This is a genomic window from Miltoncostaea oceani (assembly GCF_018141545.1).
GTDB lineage: Bacteria > Actinomycetota > Thermoleophilia > Miltoncostaeales > Miltoncostaeaceae > Miltoncostaea > Miltoncostaea oceani.
Map to the genome: position 1 here is coordinate 3,114,255 of NZ_CP064356.1, position 16,709 is coordinate 3,130,963.

Genomic DNA, 16,709 nt, shown 5'->3' on the forward strand with positions numbered 1-16,709 from the left:
AGCGAAGCGGGTCCAGCGCGCTGCGGTCCGGACGCGAGGGCGTGCTGTTGTTGGCGGTGTTGCCCGAGTCAACGTTGCCTGGCGGGTTCGCGGCCTCGGCGTCGGTGAAGCTGCCCTTGGAGACGATGTTGAAGCCGGCGCACTCGTGGTCCGCCGTCACGATGACGAGCGTGTTCTTGTCCTTCTTGGCAAACGCCACCGCTGCCGCCACCGCGTCGTCGAAGGCCTTCATCTCCTCGAGGGTCTGAGCGGCGTCGTTGGCGTGCGAGCGCTTGTCGATGAGGGCGCCCTCGACCTGGAGGAAGAAGCCCTGCCGGCGGCCCTGGGTCGAGTCGGCCAGGAGCGCGATCACCCGCTGGTCACGACCGGACACCGCCCGCGAGGTCCTCGGCGGTCGGCACTGACTGGGTCGTCGGCGTCTGGACCTCGAGGGCGGGGTCCCCGAAGCTGCCGAGCACCGTGTAGCCGTTGGAGGCCAGGACGGCCTGGTCGTCGGGCTCGAAGCGCGACAGACCGCCGCCGAGGATCACGTCGGCCACGTTGTTGCGGGCGATCTGCTCCGCGATCGGTGTATCCCCGGGCTCGCAGGCGCTGGCCGAGAAGTCGGGCCCCTGGCAGCCACGCAGGCTCGAGTGGCTGAGCTGCACGGCGGCCGTCGCGTCGGTGATCTCCAGGTCGCCACGTTGCCGGTGCGGAGCCCGCGGGCCTTCGCCTGCTCCATGAACGTCGCGACGGTCCGCCCCGCCGCGTCCTTGCCGATCGCGTTGTTGTAGGTCTTCACGCCCGACGCCCAGGCGGTACCGGCCGACGCCGAGTCGGTGACGGGGTCGACCACGGTCGGGTGTGATGTTCTTCGCCTGCCCCTTCTTGGGGGCGTCGGACCCCCCGTGTTGGTGCCAACGGCCGAGGCGGCGTACCCGCCGCCGACCAGTGCGACGGTCGCCGCGACGGCGGCCACCTTGTTCAGTTCAGTCTCAAAACCGTCCTCCTTGAAGATGGCCAGCGCGACCAGAGAGTGGATCGCTTCGCAGGCCCACCATCACACCCCGGTCGCCCGGCAGCTGTTGCAAAGTGGAGAAGCCTTTCCTAGGGCGATCCAGGTGGCCGTCTGCCGGTGGACCACTCCCGAGCGATGCACGCAGAAGTGAGGCGCCTGCCCGAGCCGCCACGCGGGCTGACGCGACGAGCAACACAGTGTCTGCGATGCCCGATTCAGGCTCTCCGGTGCGGAAGGAGACGGCCCATTCCGGCCGTCGCGAAATTGTTGGGAGGGGTGAGCGACAGCATCCACGCCGGCACGGTTTTTCAGCGGTTGACCTCGTACGCCCTTGCTGTTAGCCGGGGCTAACTGTATGAACCACCCATGGCTAACAGACGGTTCACCAGGCGGCAGGCGATCATGGGCGCGGCCCCGGTCATCGCGGCGATCCCGATGGCGGGGCTGGCGGCGGCGCCGGCCCTCAGCGGCGCGTCGGGGCCACCCGCGGGCACGGGCGGCGACGCGCACGTCGCGATGGGTCACGCCTCGATGGTGGGCGACGCGGTCCCCGCCCCGGGGGGCCCGGGCGACCTCGACGCCCTCCTCACACCGCCGCCGGCCCTGCCGCACCAGCCGGGGCGGGTGCGCCGCTACACGCTCGCAGCGCTCGACCGTGACATCGAGATCGCCTCCGGGGTGACCTTCCCCGCCTGGACCTACAACGGCACCGTGCCGGGGCCGGTGATCCGGGCCACCGAGGACGACATCCTCGAGGTGGAGTTCACGAACGCCGGCGCGCATCCGCACACGATCCACTTCCACGGCATCCACCCGTCGAACATGGACGGGGTGTTCGAGATCGTCGCGCCGGGCGAGAGCTTCACCTACCGCTTCCCCGCCCGCCCCTACGGGATGCAGCTCTACCACTGCCACACGCCGCCGCTGAAGAAGCACATCCACAAGGGCCTGTACGGCGCCTTCATCATCGACCCGCCCGAGCCGAGGCACCCCGCCCGTGAGATCGTCCTCGTGATGAACGGCTTCGACACCGACGGCGACGGCGAGAACAACTTCTACACCGTCAACGGCAAGGCGTTCTACTACGCGAAGTACCCGATCAGGGCACGCCGCTCGGAGACGTTGAGGATCTACCTCGCGAACCTGACCGAGTTCGACCTCATCAACTCGTTCCACCTCCACGGCGAGTTCTTCCGCTACTACCGCACCGGCAGCACCGACCAGTTCGAGTACACCGACACGGTGATGCAGTGCCAAGGCGAGCGCGGCATCATCGAGATCGACTGGCACAACGCGGGCCGGTTCATGTTCCACGCCCACCAGTCCGAGTTCACGGACCTCGGCTGGATGGGCTTCTTCGACGTGAGCGACGACTGATGGCGACCGACGCCGTCGAACCGGTGCGTGGCGGAGGCTGGGGCGCCCGCCTGCTGGCGTTGCTTCCCATCCTGCTGCTGATCGGCGTCGCCTCGGCGTACGTGTCCTCGGGGAGCGCGATCACCGACCTGATCGGCACGAACCCACCCCCCGCCGACGAGGTGGAGATCCGCCGCGTCGAGTTCCATCCCGACGAGATCCGCGTCCTGGTCCGCAACCCACAGCCCGAGGACATCACCGTCGCCGTGGTCACGGTGGACGACGCCATCGTCCCGTTCACCACCGACGGCCCCGGCACCATCGGGCGGTTGCGCTCCACGACGATCGAGATCCCCTACACATGGGTCGAGGACGACCCCTACACCGTCGGCGTCACCAGCTCGAGCGGGATCCAGACGACGTTCGCGGTGCCGGCCGCGGTCGAGACGCCGGGCATCGACGGCGGCAGCATCGGGGGATACGCCCTCATCGGCTTCCTCGTCGGGGTGGTGCCGGTCGCGCTCGGCATGCTCTGGCTGCCGTCGCTGCGGCGCGCCGACCCCCGGTGGCTCGCCGCCTTCATGGCCCTCACCGGCGGTCTGCTCACGTTCCTCGCGATCGACGCCCTGTTCGAGGCCCTCGCGCTGCAGGCCGCCCTGCCCGGCGCGCTCGGCGGCCCCGGTCTCGTGCTGCTCGGGGCCGCGGTGAGCTACCTCGGCCTCTCCTGGGTCGCGCACCGCCTCTCGCGGCGCGGCGCGGCGGGTGCGGCGAACGCTCCGCTCGCCGGCTTGGCGCTCGCGACGATGGTCGCCATCGGCATCGGCCTCCACAACCTCGGCGAGGGGCTCGCGATCGGCTCGTCGTTCGCGCTCGGCCAACTCGCCCTCGGTTCGTTCCTGGTCATGGGCTTCATGGTCCACAACGTCACGGAGGGCCTCGGCATCGCGGCGCCGATCGCGGAGGGCCGGCGCGTCGGCCTGCGCCACCTCGCGGGGTTGGCGCTGATCGCCGGCGCCCCCGCGATCCTCGGCGCGTGGATCGGCGGCTTCCTCACCAACGAGGTCCTCGCGGTGCTGTTCTTCTCGATCGCCGTCGGCGCCGCGGCACAGGTCGTCGTGGAGGTCGGGCGGTACATCGCCCGGCGGGCCCCCGGCGGACTCGGCTCGGGGTGGGTCGTCGGCGGGTTCCTCGCGGGGATCGTGGTGATGTACCTGACAGGGCTGCTGGTGGGGTGAGGGCGTCGCCGCGAAGCCCTAGGTCGCGTCGGGTCAGGCCGGCCCTTACGATGCACGCATGACGCGATCATGGTCTCGGTGGCCCTTTGCGTAGGCCGTTGTCGTTCGTCGCCTGCGGGGTGCTCATGCTTGCGCTGGCGCCGGGGTCCGCCAGCGGCCACTCCGAGCTCCTCGCCAGCTCCCCACGCGACGGTGACCGGCTGGCCGAAGCGCCGCCGGCCGTCGTCCTTCGCTTCAGCGAACCTCTGCGCCGTCCGATCCTGGTCCGCGTGCGCGACGCGCGCGGCCGCGAGAAGGTACAAGCGGTTCGCTTCACCGCCCGCAAACCACGCATCGTCCGGGCTCCGCTATCCGCACTCGCCCCCGGGCGTTACAGAGTCCAGTGGATCGTCATCGCCGCCGACGGCTTCACGCAGGGCGGGGGCTTCGCCTTCCGGTTGACGCCATGACGGTGCGACGGCTCGTGGCCAGCCTCGCGACGGGAGCGGCGGTCTTGGCCATCCTCGGGTGCGGCGGGGGCGACGAACCCGCCGCGGACGCTCCGCGATCAACCGCCACCAGCGCGAGTCAGGCGCGGTTCGAGAAGCTGGTGCGCGAAGCATCGACGGCTGCCCCAGCCGACTTCCCAAAGGCTCGCGGGCGTACCCTTCAACAGATCGCCGACCTCGTGGATCCCGGCCCGCAGGTCGGGCTCGCGACCTCCGTCTACTTACCCGGGCGCAACCGATTCGCCTTCGGCGTGATCGCCGCTGACAACCGGTTGGTGTTCTCGCCGAGTGCGGTCTACATCGCCGAGACGGCCGCATCTCCGGCACGGGGACCGTTCGTGGCGACGCTCGATCCACTCTTGGTCGACCCCGCCTACCGCGGAGCGGACAGCGCCGCCGAGAACGACGTCTTCGCGGCGATCTACACGACGGAGGTCATGCTGCCCCGCGCGCGCACCTACGAGATCCTCGTGGTGACGCGGGTCGACGGGCGCCTGTACGGCGCCCCCACGATCGTCGAGGCGAAAACGGCGACCTCGGTACCGGATGTCGGAGCGCCTGCACCCGACGTCGCGACGGACACCCTGTCGTCGGCCGGCGGTGATCTCGCGAGTGTCGAAACCCGGGAACCGACCGACGGGATGCACGACGTCAGCCTCTCCGACGTGATCGGCGAGCGACCTGTCGCGCTCCTGTTCTCCACACCCGCGCTCTGCGAGTCGCGGGTGTGTGGCCCGGTCCTCGATCTCGCCGTCCAGCTCGAAGCGACCTACGGTGATCGTGTCGAGTTCATCCACCAGGAGGTATTCGTTGACAACCGCCCGGACCGCGGTTTCCGACCGTCGCTCCGCGCGTTCGGCCTACCGACCGAGCCGTGGTTGTTCACCTTCGACGCCGACGGACGCGTGGCCGCCCGGCTGGAGGGATCCTTCGGCGTCGGCGAGTTCGAGCAGGCCCTGGAAGCGGCGCTTCGGTAACGGACGTCCCACGCGTACCGTTCAGCGCTGACTCGGGGTGGGAGCGCCAACCTCGGTGCCAAAGCGAGGGTCACATCGATGGGAGCGGCCGCAGATGACAGGGCGAGAGTTCGGCTGAACGCTCGGTCTCCTGGGCGAGCTCGGGGATCTGAGCGGCACTCCAACGAGCGCGAGCCGAGTGGATAGGACGGCGACGGTCGTGCGGTGGGTGGCTGAGCGCTCTCCGGAGGGCTGATAGCACCTCGGCGCGAGCATGTCCGGCTCCGCCACCGGCGGAGACGGCAGCAGGACCAGAGAGATGTTCAACGACCCGGGTTCCAGCGACGATGGAGCGTCGGGTCCGCGACGGGTTCGCCTCGCCGACCCTGGTGCTTGATCCGCTAAGGTCGCCGAGTGGCGCCACGCGCGAAGGTAGCGGGCCGACTTCGGCGATCCATCGGCCACACATCCCCTGCTCCCAGTCCTCCCCAAGCGACTCTGGCCGAGGCGACAATGTTCGCGGCCCAGCGCCGGCATCGAGCGCGGACGCGGACGCGGACGGTGGCGATCTGCCTCGTTTCCCTAGTCGCCGTGACCAGCGATCAGCTCGCCCGATGGACCGTGAGAGCCGCACTCCCGGTCGGCGACCATCATCGGCTCGCCCCCGGTCTCTCACTCACGCGCACGAGCAACCAGGGGATAGCGTTCGGCTTCTTTTCCGGCAACGGCCGCCTGATAGCCGTGCTGGGGGCGGTGACACTTGTAGGGCTCATCGCGATCGCCTGGCCACGAATCTCGTCATCTCCTGCGGGCCTGCTCGGACTCGTACTCCTCTTGGCGGGCGCGCTGGGCAACATCAGCGAGCGCCTGCTCCGCGCGAGCGTGACGGACTACATCGACCCCCTGCGTTGGCCCGCCTTCAACGGCGCGGATATCTTGATCTCTGTGGGCTGTGCAGTGGTTGTCTGGGCTGTGGTCCGGCCCCCGGCCCAGAGCGACAGCCTGCCTCGCGCCGGTAGAGAACCACTGCCGTGGGATGACCTAGGCCGTCACCCCGGAGGGCCTCACCCCCGCTGACCAGGGCGGGTGGGTTTACCGCGACGGAGGTACCCGTGGACAGTCGCACCCCTGGTCGATAAGTCGCGGTCATCGCCTTCGTTACCCTGCTCTTCACGAGCCGCAACGACGTAGGGCGATGACCCGCCCACAAGACGCGGTAGCCGACGAGGCCGGGCCGTCGTTGCGGTCGACGCGGAGTTGCGTGGCGTCCGAGGAGCGCAATGCCCTCCTTGGACGCAGGTGCGGTGGAGATCTTCGAGTAAGGGCAGGCCCGGCTCGTGTTCCGCCCGGTCGCGTACATCGGCCCCGAGCCCCGAGCGATGCGTCCTCGCCACGAAGGCAGCCCCGGAGCAAGATGAGGGTCGCCGACGAAATTCCTCTACCGCAACCGGGCTATGGCAGGATCGGCTGACGCGCTGACGAGTTGGAGTCCTGAGCGAACGCACTCGGTCTCGATCTCGACGCTGGAAACGCCACTGTCGCCCCCCCTGACTAGAGTGCGGTCGGCACCGCGCGGGGGCAGCCAAGGAGCACGCTGCGGGTGACTCCGACCTTCATCACCAGTGGACCCTGGGGGACGAGACCATCGAACGCGCCTTCATGGCCGGCTATATCGGCGACGCCACCGCCGAGCGGTCCCGGATGACGACCACCGGCAAAGCCGGTCACGGTCCGGTCGAGGCAACGGTCGCCTTCGGCGTCGTGTGCTGCGAGCGCCGGCGAGCGATGCTTGCTCCCATCTGCGGGATTCCTTTGGGCGCGGAGACATGGGGCCGCTGTGGCCGGCTGGAGCTCCACATCAGATGCCCGGAGCGCCTAGTCGCGGACCTTGGGCGCGAGGTCTAGATCCTCGTGGGTCCCATCGTCGCCACAGCCTGCGTCGCGGTAGTCCTCTTCGGGACGGCGGTCGGCCTCGGAGCGGCTCAGCAACCCCCGGATCCGGCGCCCGTCGATGAGCGACTGGAGCGGGCGCAGGAGCGGCTGCGAGAGGCACGCGAGAGCGAGCGGGTCCTGACGGGCGACGTCGAAGCGTACGGCGACCAGATCCGCGCCGTCGAAGCGCGCCTCGCCCCCCTGCGGACGCGCTCCGCCCGACTCGAGGAAGAGCTGGCCGCCCTCCGCTTTCGGCTCGGCGATCTGTCGCGCCGGCTGACCGACGCGCGCGAGCGACTCGCCGCGGCGAAGGAGGCGCTTGCTCGTCGCCAGGTGCTGCTCGCCCGCCGCATCCGGGAGATATATGTGCGCGAAGAGCCGGGTCTGATCGTCGTACTGCTCCAGTCCGGCTCTCTTTCAGCGGCGGTCGAGTCCACCGAGCTCCTCCAGGGAATCGCCGATCGTGACGCGGCTCTTGCGCGTTCGGTGTCCGTCTATGCCGACGAGACGCGTCGGAGCCGTGATGCGATCGCGAAGGCCCGCCGCGAGGTCGCAGCCGCCGAGGCGCGCGCGCGGGACGCCGCCGCGGAGGCCCGGGCGGCCAAGGCGGAGCTGGAGGAGCAGCGGGCCGGCATGGCGACGCTCCTCGGGGAGCGCCGGGCGCTCCTGGCCGGGGTTCGGGGTAATCGCGAGGCGCTGGAGCTCGAGACACGCGACCTCCAGGCCCGCTCGGCCCGCCTCGCGGCGAAGATCCAGGCGGCCCAGTCCTCTCCGGCGGCCTCGGCCCCGACCTCAGACACACAGGCGCCGCCGCCCTCCTCGTCGGGTTTCGCGTGGCCTGTAAGCGGGACGCTGACATCGCCCTTCGGACCACGCTGGGGTCGCATGCACGAGGGGTTGGACATCGCAGGATCGAGTGGCACCCCGATCAGGGCGTCAGCCGCTGGGACAGTCATCCTCGCCGGTTGGAATGGCGGCTACGGCAACCTCGTCGTCGTCGACCATGGCGGCGGCCTCAGCACTGCCTACGCCCACAACTCGAGCATCTCCGTGTCTGTCGGGCAGAGCGTCGCCCAAGGCACCGTCCTGGCGGGGATGGGGACGACCGGCAACTCCACCGGTGTCCATTTGCACTTCGAGATCCGGGTCAACGGGGCTGCGGTCAATCCCCTCGGCTATCTCTGAGGCGCGTGCAACCGACCCGGCCGGCGATCACCGGCGCGAACGACCTGCCCCACCCAGCCGGACGATCCCCTTCCCTCCGTTGGCGGTTGCTCTCCCCCCCCCGGGGCGGTTCTACTGGCGTTCCTCCTCCTCGCGGTGGGAGCCGGAAGCCTCTCTGCCCTATCGCTCTCGGACGCGTCGGTGGCCGCGGTCCTCTCGAGTGCGACGAGCCTGTTGCTCCTCGCGTTCGGCTTCGGGCTCTGGCGTCTGCTACCCGGCCATGAGCGTCGGCTTACGTCGGCGTCCAAGGGCCGTGGCCCGGAGTCGCTCGAGCCGGGGTCGGCATGGGGCTCGCCCTGGTCGCGGGCGCGGCCGGGATCATGGTGGCCGGTTCCGCCCTCGACCCGGCCGTGGAGCGGCGCCTCGAGGAGGTCCAGCCGAGCGGCACCGCTCCGTGGCAGCTGGGACTCACGCTCCTTGCGCTGGTCGTGCTCGCCCCGTTGGGTGAAGAACTTCTGTTTCGAGGGCTGATGCTCCGGGCGCTCGTGCGGGTCCTCCGCTTCTGGCCCGCCGCGTTCGTCAGTGCGGCACTGTTCACGGCGGCTCACCTCGATGCATACGTCCTCTGGCCTTGAGCGATATCGGTCTTTGCGACGGGCGTCGCTCTGGCCTGGCTCTATCGTCAGCGCGGCTACGTCGCCATCGTCGCGGCCCACGGCGTCGTCAACGCGGTGGCCTTCGTCGGCCTGCTCGCATCGTCGTAGTGGGGTTGGCCACCGCCCCGCGAAGGCGACCGCGGTTCGCCCACGGGCCCTTCCACGAACCGGACGTGTAAACCCGGCGAAGGTGCAGGCGAGCTCGGTCGCGGTTGGCGTCCAATGCGGCGCGCATGACTTCGATCCGCCGGAGACGAGCCGCGTCTCTCCGGGCGCGCGCCGGTCGAACGGCTAGGGACACCGGCCGCGCCGGTGCGTATGGTCCCGCCCCGTGTCCTGGTTCGAAGCGATCATCCTCGGCATCACGCAGGGGCTCACCGAGTTCCTGCCGATCTCGAGCACCGCCCACCTGCGGATCATCCCCGCCTTCGCGGGCTGGGAGGACCCGGGCGCGCTCTTCACCGCCGTCATCCAGCTCGGGACTACCCTCGCCGTGGTCATCTACTTCTGGCGTGACCTCACCAGGATTACCGGGGTGTGGCTGCGGAGCCTCCGCCGGCCGGACCTGCGCGGTGAGCTCGACGCCCGGATGGGCTGGTACATCATCATTGCGACGATCCCCATCGGCGTCTTCGGCCTGGCCTTCAACGACCAGATCGAGACCGGTGCGCGCAACCTGTATCTGATCGGCGTCGTGCTGATCGTTCTCGGGCTGATCCTGATGGTGGCCGAGATGGTCGGCCGCAAGACGCGCGGACTCGAGGAGGTCACCCGGTCCGATGCGATCTGGGTGGGCCTGGCCCAGGCGCTGGCACTCGTGCCGGGCACGTCGCGCTCGGGCGCGACCATCACGGCCGGCCTGTTCCTCGGCTTGGAGCGTGAGGCCGCGGCGCGGTTCTCGTTCCTGCTGTCCATCCCCGCGATCGTGCTGAGCGGCCTCTACGGCCTGACCGAACTGATCTCCGGCGACGACGACGTGGCGTTCGGCGCGCTCGCCATCGCGACCATCGCCGCGTTCGTCGTCGGCTACCTGTCGATCGCCTTCCTGCTGCGCTACCTGGCGCGGCACTCCACGTACATCTTCGTCGTCTACCGCGTGGTGCTCGGCGCCGTCGTCCTGATCCTCACGGCGACAGGGACCATCAGCTAGCGGCGGGACGAGCATGGACCTCGGAGCCCTGAGTGCAGAACTCGGGCCGATTCGACGACACCGACCCGGTCGGCAGATTCGACGGCCGGCTCGTCGATCGACTAACCGAACTGGTTGAAGCGCGCGAGCTCGCGTGTGATGACCGCGAGCTGTCCACTGGCCACCAGCAGGCCCATCGCTGCGAGACCCGCCCCGGAGACGAGGGACAGGGCGGCCCCGGCGCGGCGGACCCGTCCGAAGACGCCGACGGCCCGGTCGAACGCGATGCTGGTCAGGAGGAACGGGACCCCGAGTCCCGCCGAATAGACCAGCAGCAGAGCCGCGCCACCCGACGGACTCTGACCGGTCGCAGCGAAGGTGAGGATTCCACCGAGGATCGGCCCGATGCACGGCGTCCAGCCGATGGCGAAGACCACACCTGTCAGCGCTCCGCCGCTCAACCGCCCGCCGCGCCCGGTCGCCCACATGAGCGGACGCCACTCGCGCTGCCCGAGACCGAGGCGGGGACCGAACATGATCAGGAGGCCCAGCGCGATCAGGACCGCCCCCCCAACGAGTTCCAGCCCGCGACGCTCGTCCTTCAGCGTCGCACTGGCGCCCCCGATGCCGGCTCCCAGGAGGGTGAACACGAGCGCGAAACCAAAGATGAACGCCAGGGTCGGCGCCATCACGGCGCGGCGCTGATCCGGGATCCGGTCTACCGATACGCCCGACAGGAAGGCGAGATACCCCGGCACCAGCGCGAGGACGCAGGGAGACAGGAAGGACAGGACCCCGCCGGTGAACGCGACCGCGAAGGCCGTGGCGCCGATCTCACTCACGGTGCCTTGGGCGGGAGGATCAGATCCAGACCCTCTCCGATCTGGGCGGCGTCGATCTCCCCGATCCAGTGGACGCGGACACGGCCGGCTCGGTCCACGAAGTAGGTCTCCGGCAGACCGGTGAGTCCGTAGGCGCGGGACGTCTTGTCACTGCCGTCCCGGACGTGCGGGTAGGTCTGTCCGTACTCCGCGATGAAGGCGCGCGCGTTGCCGCGGATGTCCTGGACGTCGATCCCCAGCACGACTGCACCCCGTTGCCGCGCCGCGAGCCAGGCCTCCTCGAGGGCGGGCGCCTCTCGTCGGCAGGGATCGCACCAGGAGGCCCAGAAGTTGATGACCACCGGTCGCCCCCGTAACTCCTCGAGTGACAGGAGCTCGCCCTCGCGCTTTCCGACCGCCGAACCGTTGGCCAGGACGGGGAGGGTGAACGCGGGAGCCGCCTCGAGCTCGCCCCGGGCGATCGCGTCGTCGATGCTCCGGTCGATCCCTCCGGCCGTCAGACCGACGAGGAGAAGACCCAGGACGCCGGCGACGATCAACGACGCCACCACGGCGAACGCAAGGCGACGCGCGGGCCACTGTTTCTCCGGGCCCTCCGAGTCGGCGCGGTCGGAGTCCGTCATCCATTCCAGCTTAGGGGACCCACGACGGATGGAGACGTCGAGATCGTTCGCGAGTACCTCCCTGGTGACGACCGTCCCGGGCGGGAAAGGCCGACTCGACCGTACGGCCCGAGTCTGCTGATCGCGACGGGCTTCCGCTGTGGGAAGCGCCTGCGCGACGGGGCTGTTGGACGTGTGGGGCGACGCCAGCCGCCGCCCGGCAGGACCGGCCTCACTCGAACGCGGCCCAGCTCACCTCGGCGCCGACCAGCATCAGCGCCACCGCGACCAGCGCGATGAGGATGGGCTGGTGCGCGAGATAGATCGGCAGCGCGTGGCGCCCGGGCCGGGCGACCGCACGCGCCCACCGGGGTTCACCGAGACCCCGTCCCCAGGTCCCCCGGCGACCGCCGGGGTAGAGCGCTCGCCCGAGCGCCACGCCGAAGAGGGCGGGACCGATCCACGGCAGGAGCGGGTACCAGTCGACACCGGCACCACCCGACCGGGGTACTCCGAGGATCACGAGGCCGGAGATGTCGGTCGGCGGCAGGTCGCGGATGATGAACCCGGCAGCCACCGCCGCCGCCCCGAGCGCGACGTTCCACATCCCGAGCGGCACCAGGAGGGGGGCGATGACCATCGCCGCGGCGATGCAATGGAGGATCCCGAAGCGAACCCACTCGTCGCCCAGCACCAGCCACGTCGCGATGCTGACAGCGGCTGCGGCCGCGGCGACCTGTGAGGCGCGCCGGAGATGTCGGCGGTAGAGCGCCCAACCTGTGACGCCGCGCCCCCGCGAACGGGCATTCGCGATCGAGAGGCTCATCCCGACGAGCAGCAGGAACGTCGATCCCGTTGCGACCTGGAGCGCACGCCAGCCTCCACCGAACGGATCGACGGCGATCGACGGCCCGAGAAGGTTGACGTCGTAGGCCACGTGGTACGCGACCATCATCGCGATCGCAACGGTCCGCAGCGCATCGATCTCCCACAGCCGGTCGGGCCCGGGCCGGGCGGCGCCGGCCGGTACCTGCGACGGGGTTCGACGTCGGAAGGTTTTCGGGAAGCCGGATCTCACCTGCATCGGTGGATCCCGACGAGCATCACCCCCGTCCTTCGGGCCATGGCGTCGTGACGGTACCGTCACCCGCGGAGCGATTCCTTCGGGTCGTGGTTGCCGGCGAGGTGGTCGGCGTGGTCATGCGCCGCAGCCTTGGGCTCGCAGCAGCCGCCGGCGTGCGCGGTCGCGTCACACGCGCCCCCCGGCCCGACATCGACGGGTTGCGGTTGCTTCGACGCCGGTTGCAGGAGCGGCACGGAGCGAAGCGATCCGGCTGGGCGACCCCGGATCAGCCGCAGGCCGTTGACGACGACGACCAGACTCGCGCCGACGTCCGCGACCACGGCGCCCCAGAGCGGCAGCGCACCGGCCGCGAGGATCCCGGCCGCGATCAGCTTCGTTCCAAGCGAGAACGCGATGTTCTGTCGCACGACGGACTTCGTCCAGCGCGAGAGGCCGATCAGGCCGGCCACCTTGCGCGGGTCGTCCCCCATGATCGCCACGTCGGCGACCTCAATCGCGGTGTCGCTTCCGGCGCTGCCCATCGCGAAACCGATGCTGGCGGCGGCGAGGGCCGGCGCGTCGTTCACGCCGTCGCCGACCATGGCGACCCCGTCTCCGAGCTCGGCGATGGCCGCCGCCTTGTCCTGCGGCAACAGGCTCGCCCGAACATCGTCGATCCCGGCCGCGGCGGCCATCGCAGCCGCCGTCTTCGCGTTGTCGCCCGTGAGGAGAACGATCGATCCGACGCCGAGCCGACGCAGGTCGGAGACGGCCTCGGAGGCTTCTCCCCGGAGCGTGTCCGCGATGCCGATCGCCCCGAGGACCGTGTCGTCGACGCCCACCACCACCGCCGTCTGCGCGCGGGCACGGAGGGCGTCCACGGCGTCCACGACCGCGCCGGGCAGCGTCCCGAACAGACGCGGGTCGCCGATCACGACGGTGCGCCCGTCGATGCGGCCCCGCGCGCCGAGTCCGGTGAGGGCCTCGAATCCCTCGACCGCCCCGACCGAGACGCCCCGATCGCGGGCCTCCTGCACGATCGCGCGCGCGAGCGGGTGCTCGGAGCCCGCCTCGAGGGTCGCGGCCACGCCGAGGAGGTCCTCCTCGCTTCCCTCCATCACCTCGATCGCAGCCACCCTTGGGCGGCCCTCGGTGAGCGTGCCCGTCTTGTCGAACGCGACGGCCCGGATGGAAGCGGCCTGCTCGAGGTGGGCGCCGCCCTTGACCAGGACGCCGGCGGCGGAAGCGCGGCCGAGGGCGGACACGATCGCGACGGGGGTGGAGATCACGAGAGCGCACGGGCATGCGAGGATCAGGAGCGCCAGAGCGGCGTAGAACGATGCCGAGAAGTCGACGCCGAGGAGCGTCGGCACCGTCGCGACGAGAACCGCGGCGCCCACGACCGCCGGCGTGTACCAGCGCGCGAAGGCATCGACCCAGCGCTCGGACGGCGACTTCCGCCCCTGTGCCTCGGTCACCAGCTTGCCGATGCGTGCGAGCGTGGTGTCGCCCGGGGCGGTCGTGGTCTGCACGACGAGCAAGCCCTGCGCGTTGAGCGTGCCGGCGAACACCGGATCGCCGACGACCTTGTCGACCGGCGTGGATTCGCCGGTGATCGGTGCCTGGTCGACCGCGGATGCCCCCTCGCGCACCACGCCGTCGATGGGAATGCGCTCACCCGGGCGGATGATGACGACCTCGCCGACCATCACCTCGGCGACGTCGACATCGATCTCCTGCACGAGCGCGAGGGGGCCGCTGCCCCGTCTGCGTCGCACGCGTGCCGTCTCGGGGGCGAGCGAGACGAGGCTCGCCAGCTCGCGCCGTGCCCGGTCGACCGCGCGGGACTCGAGCAGCTCGCCGGTCGCGAACAGGACGACGACGAGTGCGGCCTCGAGCCACGCGCCGATCACCGCGGCGCCGATGACGGCGATGGTCATCAGCAGGTTGATGTCGGGCCGTCGCGTCGCGAGCAACGCCGCCACCCCGGAGCGGGCGAGGGGGAGTCCGCCGACGAGGGCGGCGGCGGCGTAGAGCGGGATCGCCGTCAGCCCGGTCGCGAAATCGACGAGGAGAGCCAGGCCGAGCAGGACGGCGGCGAGCATCGTCGTGTGCTCGCGGTTCGCCCAGGTCGCGAGCCGGCGACGAGAACCCTGCTCCCCGGCGCCCTCCACCTGGTAGCCGAGCCGACCGACCCGCCCAGCGATGCGCGGAAAGTCGATGACCGCCGGCTGGTACTCCACCCGCATGGTCGACGCGGGGAAGCTGACCGCGACGTTGGTGACGCCGTCCATCCGCGTCACGGCCCGCTCGATCGTCTGCGCGCAGTCGGCGCAGTCCATGCCCTCGAGACGGCAGACCCGGTGCTGGTAGGCCCCCTCGAGGTCGATCCGGAGTTCCTTCGCGGTCGCGTCGAGGCAGTCGAGCGAGCAGAGATCGGGGTCGTAGCTGACCATGATCGCGTCACGGCCGGCGATCGGCTCCACGCCGACGATCCCCCGATGGTTGGAGAGGCCCTCCCGCAGCCTGTCGGCGCACGCCCGACAGTCCCCCGGGTCCGTCATCGTCAACTCCACCGCGGCGGCAGGCGCCATCAGATCATCATCTCCTTCGCATCGTCGAACCCGGGCGACTCGATCTGCAGGGTCACGTGCTCGATCCCCGCCTCGTCCCTGACGACCGCCGTGGCGTGCTCCAGGACGGTTCCGGCGTCGGCGTCGGCGGTGACGTCGAGGTGGCCGCTCGCAACGCGCATGCCGGACGTGAGCGTCCACACGTGCAGGTTGTGGACGCCCGAGACCCCCGCGACCGAGGCGAGCCGGCGCTCGAGGTCCGCGACATCGACCTCCGACGGGGCGATCTGCAACAGCACGCGCAGGGCTTCCCGGCCGAGGCGGTATGCGCGCGGCAGGATGAACAGTCCGATCGCCACGCCGACGATCGGATCGATGTAGGGCCAACCCGTCGCCATCAGCACGATGGCGGCGACGATCACGCCCAGCGAGCCGAGCAGGTCGGAGAGGACCTCCAGGGAGGCGCCACGGACGTTCAGGCTCGCCGCAGCACCTCGACGGAGGAGGAGGAACGACACGACGTTGACGACGAGACCGATCGTCGCCACCACGAGCAGCCACGCGCCCGGCACGTCCGTCGGATCCTCGAAGCGCCGCCATGCCTCGTACAACACGTAGGCGGCGACGCCGAAGAGGAGGACGGCGTTCGCAAGAGCCGCGAGTACCTCGAGCCGGTAGAGACCGAATGTCGCGGCGGGCGAGCGCACGCTCTGGGCCACCTGGATCGCCGCCAGTGCCATCCCCAGCCCCGCCACATCGGTCAGCATGTGTCCGGCGTCGGAGATCAGCGCCAGCGAACCGATGGAGAAACCGACCACCACCTCCACGACCAGGAAGGACGCGGTCAGGAGGAGCGCGATCAGGAGCGGCCGCTTGTGGCGGCCCGAGGCGCTGATCGCCGTCGTGTGCTCGTGGTCGGCGCTCACCCGTGGGTCACATGCTGGAGCGCCACGTCGAGCAGCGTGCGGATGTGGTCGTCGTCGAGGGTGTAGTAGACGTTCCGGCCCTGTCTGCGGTAACGGACGAGCCGTTGGGCGCGGAGCAGGCGCAGGTTGTGCGAGCAGGCCGTCTGGGAAAGGCCGCTTGCCTCGGCCAGGTCGCAGACACAGAGCTCGTCCGCAGCGAGCAACGCCGCGATCAACCTCAGCCGGCCGGCATCTGAGAGCAGCCGGAAGGTCTCGGCGAGATCCAGCGCGGCCGCCTCCGGAAGCGCCGAACGTAAATCATCGAGGCCGCCGTCAGCGAGCCGCGGCGCCTCGCAGACCTCGCCCCCTGGGTTCGATCCTGTGGATATCTTCACAGACGTGAAGGTATCACGAACGCTCTCCGCGTCCCGAAGGCTCCGGCCCCAATGCCGCCCACCGCGCCCGGCTCGGGGGTATGGCGAGAGTCGGTTCCGGTGGTGGGCGCCGGGTCACCGCCGGCGTAGGGACGCAAGCGCAACCGGCGCCGCACGAACGTGGCGCGCTCGCCGCCGAAGCCGCCGAACACACGGCGATGCGGTCCCTCATCAGCCGCCTTTACCGCATCAGAGCGAGGAGAGCAGCGACGCGTCGACCAACCAGCTTCTAGCGCGGTCGGTCTCGGCGATCCGACTCGACGCTCGGCCGCGGCGGCGCGTCTACGCCTACGCCGAGATCCGTGAGGATTTCGCTGACCGTTCTGGCGCGGTGCGAGCGGCCGGCGTCGAGGCGACGCCCACCTTCATGGTCGGGC

Annotated in this window: 15 protein-coding genes and 2 pseudogenes; 9 read left to right on the forward strand and 8 right to left on the reverse strand. The window is 70.3% G+C overall.

All coding sequences use genetic code 11. The features are described from left to right. The first annotated feature begins 41 nt into the window (after nt 1–41). Nucleotides 42–248, forward strand: coding sequence for a hypothetical protein (locus IU369_RS23375; RefSeq protein ID WP_246551283.1), 207 nt, complete (start codon nt 42–44; stop codon nt 246–248). Here the strand turns inward: IU369_RS23375 and IU369_RS23755 are convergent. Next, nucleotides 185–373: pseudogene (locus IU369_RS23755) on the reverse strand (alkaline phosphatase); the annotation flags it as partial. The gene IU369_RS23375 and the pseudogene IU369_RS23755 sit on opposite strands and share 64 nt — an antisense overlap. After that, nucleotides 360–958: pseudogene (locus IU369_RS23875) on the reverse strand (alkaline phosphatase). The pseudogenes IU369_RS23875 and IU369_RS23755, both read right to left, overlap by 14 nt. A gap of 405 nt (nt 959–1,363) precedes the next feature. Here IU369_RS23875 and IU369_RS15915 point away from each other — a divergent pair. The 8 genes from IU369_RS15915 (at nt 1,364) to IU369_RS15950 (ending at nt 9,934) form a co-directional block, all read left to right on the forward strand. Continuing rightward, nucleotides 1,364–2,374: a multicopper oxidase domain-containing protein gene (locus IU369_RS15915; protein WP_217921963.1), complete on the forward strand. Its 1,011-nt coding sequence runs from the start codon at nt 1,364–1,366 to the stop codon at nt 2,372–2,374. Beyond that, nucleotides 2,374–3,588: a ZIP family metal transporter gene (locus IU369_RS15920; RefSeq protein ID WP_217921964.1), complete on the forward strand. Its 1,215-nt coding sequence runs from the start codon at nt 2,374–2,376 to the stop codon at nt 3,586–3,588. The genes IU369_RS15915 and IU369_RS15920 overlap by 1 nt, the downstream gene beginning before the upstream one ends. 98 nt (nt 3,589–3,686) lie before the next feature. Next, the gene (locus tag IU369_RS15925; RefSeq protein WP_217921965.1) at nt 3,687–4,037 is read left to right on the forward strand and encodes a copper resistance CopC family protein; all 351 of its coding nucleotides are present in this window, start codon (nt 3,687–3,689) and stop codon (nt 4,035–4,037) included. Next, nucleotides 4,034–5,053, forward strand: a complete 1,020-nt coding sequence (locus IU369_RS15930; RefSeq protein WP_217921966.1) for a hypothetical protein — start codon at nt 4,034–4,036, stop codon at nt 5,051–5,053. The genes IU369_RS15925 and IU369_RS15930 overlap by 4 nt, the downstream gene beginning before the upstream one ends. 492 nt (nt 5,054–5,545) lie before the next feature. Beyond that, nucleotides 5,546–6,109, forward strand: coding sequence for a signal peptidase II (locus IU369_RS23880; protein ID WP_425516801.1), 564 nt, complete (start codon nt 5,546–5,548; stop codon nt 6,107–6,109). An 834-nt stretch (nt 6,110–6,943) separates the two neighbouring features. Next, nucleotides 6,944–8,149 (forward strand): murein hydrolase activator EnvC family protein, encoded by a 1,206-nt coding sequence (locus tag IU369_RS15940; RefSeq protein ID WP_217921968.1) that lies wholly within the window; start codon nt 6,944–6,946, stop codon nt 8,147–8,149. A 323-nt stretch (nt 8,150–8,472) separates the two neighbouring features. Next, a complete protein-coding gene (locus IU369_RS15945; RefSeq protein WP_217921969.1) occupies nt 8,473–8,763 on the forward strand; it encodes a CPBP family intramembrane glutamic endopeptidase in 291 nt (96 codons plus the stop codon). 352 nt (nt 8,764–9,115) lie between these two features. Then, nucleotides 9,116–9,934 (forward strand): undecaprenyl-diphosphate phosphatase, encoded by an 819-nt coding sequence (locus tag IU369_RS15950; protein WP_217921970.1) that lies wholly within the window; start codon nt 9,116–9,118, stop codon nt 9,932–9,934. A 101-nt stretch (nt 9,935–10,035) separates the two neighbouring features. On the opposite strand, the gene IU369_RS15955 is transcribed toward IU369_RS15950, so the two are convergent. The 6 genes from IU369_RS15955 to IU369_RS15980 form a co-directional block, all read right to left on the reverse strand. Next, on the reverse strand, nt 10,036–10,755 hold the full coding sequence (locus tag IU369_RS15955; RefSeq protein ID WP_217921971.1) for a cytochrome c biogenesis CcdA family protein: 720 nt from the start codon (nt 10,753–10,755) through the stop codon (nt 10,036–10,038). Next, on the reverse strand, nt 10,752–11,378 hold the full coding sequence (locus IU369_RS15960) for a TlpA family protein disulfide reductase (RefSeq protein WP_217921972.1): 627 nt from the start codon (nt 11,376–11,378) through the stop codon (nt 10,752–10,754). The genes IU369_RS15955 and IU369_RS15960 overlap by 4 nt, the downstream gene beginning before the upstream one ends. Before the next feature lie 211 nt (nt 11,379–11,589). Continuing rightward, entirely contained in the window at nt 11,590–12,441 is an 852-nt protein-coding gene (locus IU369_RS15965; protein WP_217921973.1) for a heparan-alpha-glucosaminide N-acetyltransferase, read from the reverse strand. A gap of 59 nt (nt 12,442–12,500) precedes the next feature. Continuing rightward, the gene (locus IU369_RS15970) at nt 12,501–15,014 is read right to left on the reverse strand and encodes a heavy metal translocating P-type ATPase (RefSeq protein ID WP_217921974.1); all 2,514 of its coding nucleotides are present in this window, start codon (nt 15,012–15,014) and stop codon (nt 12,501–12,503) included. Continuing rightward, the gene (locus IU369_RS15975; protein ID WP_217921975.1) at nt 15,014–15,919 is read right to left on the reverse strand and encodes a cation diffusion facilitator family transporter; all 906 of its coding nucleotides are present in this window, start codon (nt 15,917–15,919) and stop codon (nt 15,014–15,016) included. The genes IU369_RS15970 and IU369_RS15975 overlap by 1 nt, the downstream gene beginning before the upstream one ends. Next, on the reverse strand, nt 15,916–16,293 hold the full coding sequence (locus IU369_RS15980) for an ArsR/SmtB family transcription factor (RefSeq protein ID WP_217921976.1): 378 nt from the start codon (nt 16,291–16,293) through the stop codon (nt 15,916–15,918). The genes IU369_RS15975 and IU369_RS15980 overlap by 4 nt, the downstream gene beginning before the upstream one ends. Nucleotides 16,294–16,709: the final 416 nt, after the last annotated feature.

What these genes read in the sequence shown, in the direction of transcription:
- IU369_RS15915 (WP_217921963.1), top strand. Translation starts at nt 1,364, where the DNA reads ATGGCTAACAGACGGTTCACCAGGCGGCAGGCGATCATGGGCGCGGCC.
- IU369_RS15920 (WP_217921964.1), top strand. Translation starts at nt 2,374, where the DNA reads ATGGCGACCGACGCCGTCGAACCGGTGCGTGGCGGAGGCTGGGGCGCC.
- IU369_RS15930 (WP_217921966.1), top strand. Translation starts at nt 4,034, where the DNA reads ATGACGGTGCGACGGCTCGTGGCCAGCCTCGCGACGGGAGCGGCGGTC.
- IU369_RS23880 (WP_425516801.1), top strand. Translation starts at nt 5,546, where the DNA reads ATGTTCGCGGCCCAGCGCCGGCATCGAGCGCGGACGCGGACGCGGACG.
- IU369_RS15945 (WP_217921969.1), top strand. Translation starts at nt 8,473, where the DNA reads ATGGGGCTCGCCCTGGTCGCGGGCGCGGCCGGGATCATGGTGGCCGGT.
- IU369_RS15960 (WP_217921972.1), bottom strand. Translation starts at nt 11,378, where the DNA reads ATGACGGACTCCGACCGCGCCGACTCGGAGGGCCCGGAGAAACAGTGG.
- IU369_RS15965 (WP_217921973.1), bottom strand. Translation starts at nt 12,441, where the DNA reads ATGCAGGTGAGATCCGGCTTCCCGAAAACCTTCCGACGTCGAACCCCG.
- IU369_RS15970 (WP_217921974.1), bottom strand. Translation starts at nt 15,014, where the DNA reads ATGGCGCCTGCCGCCGCGGTGGAGTTGACGATGACGGACCCGGGGGAC.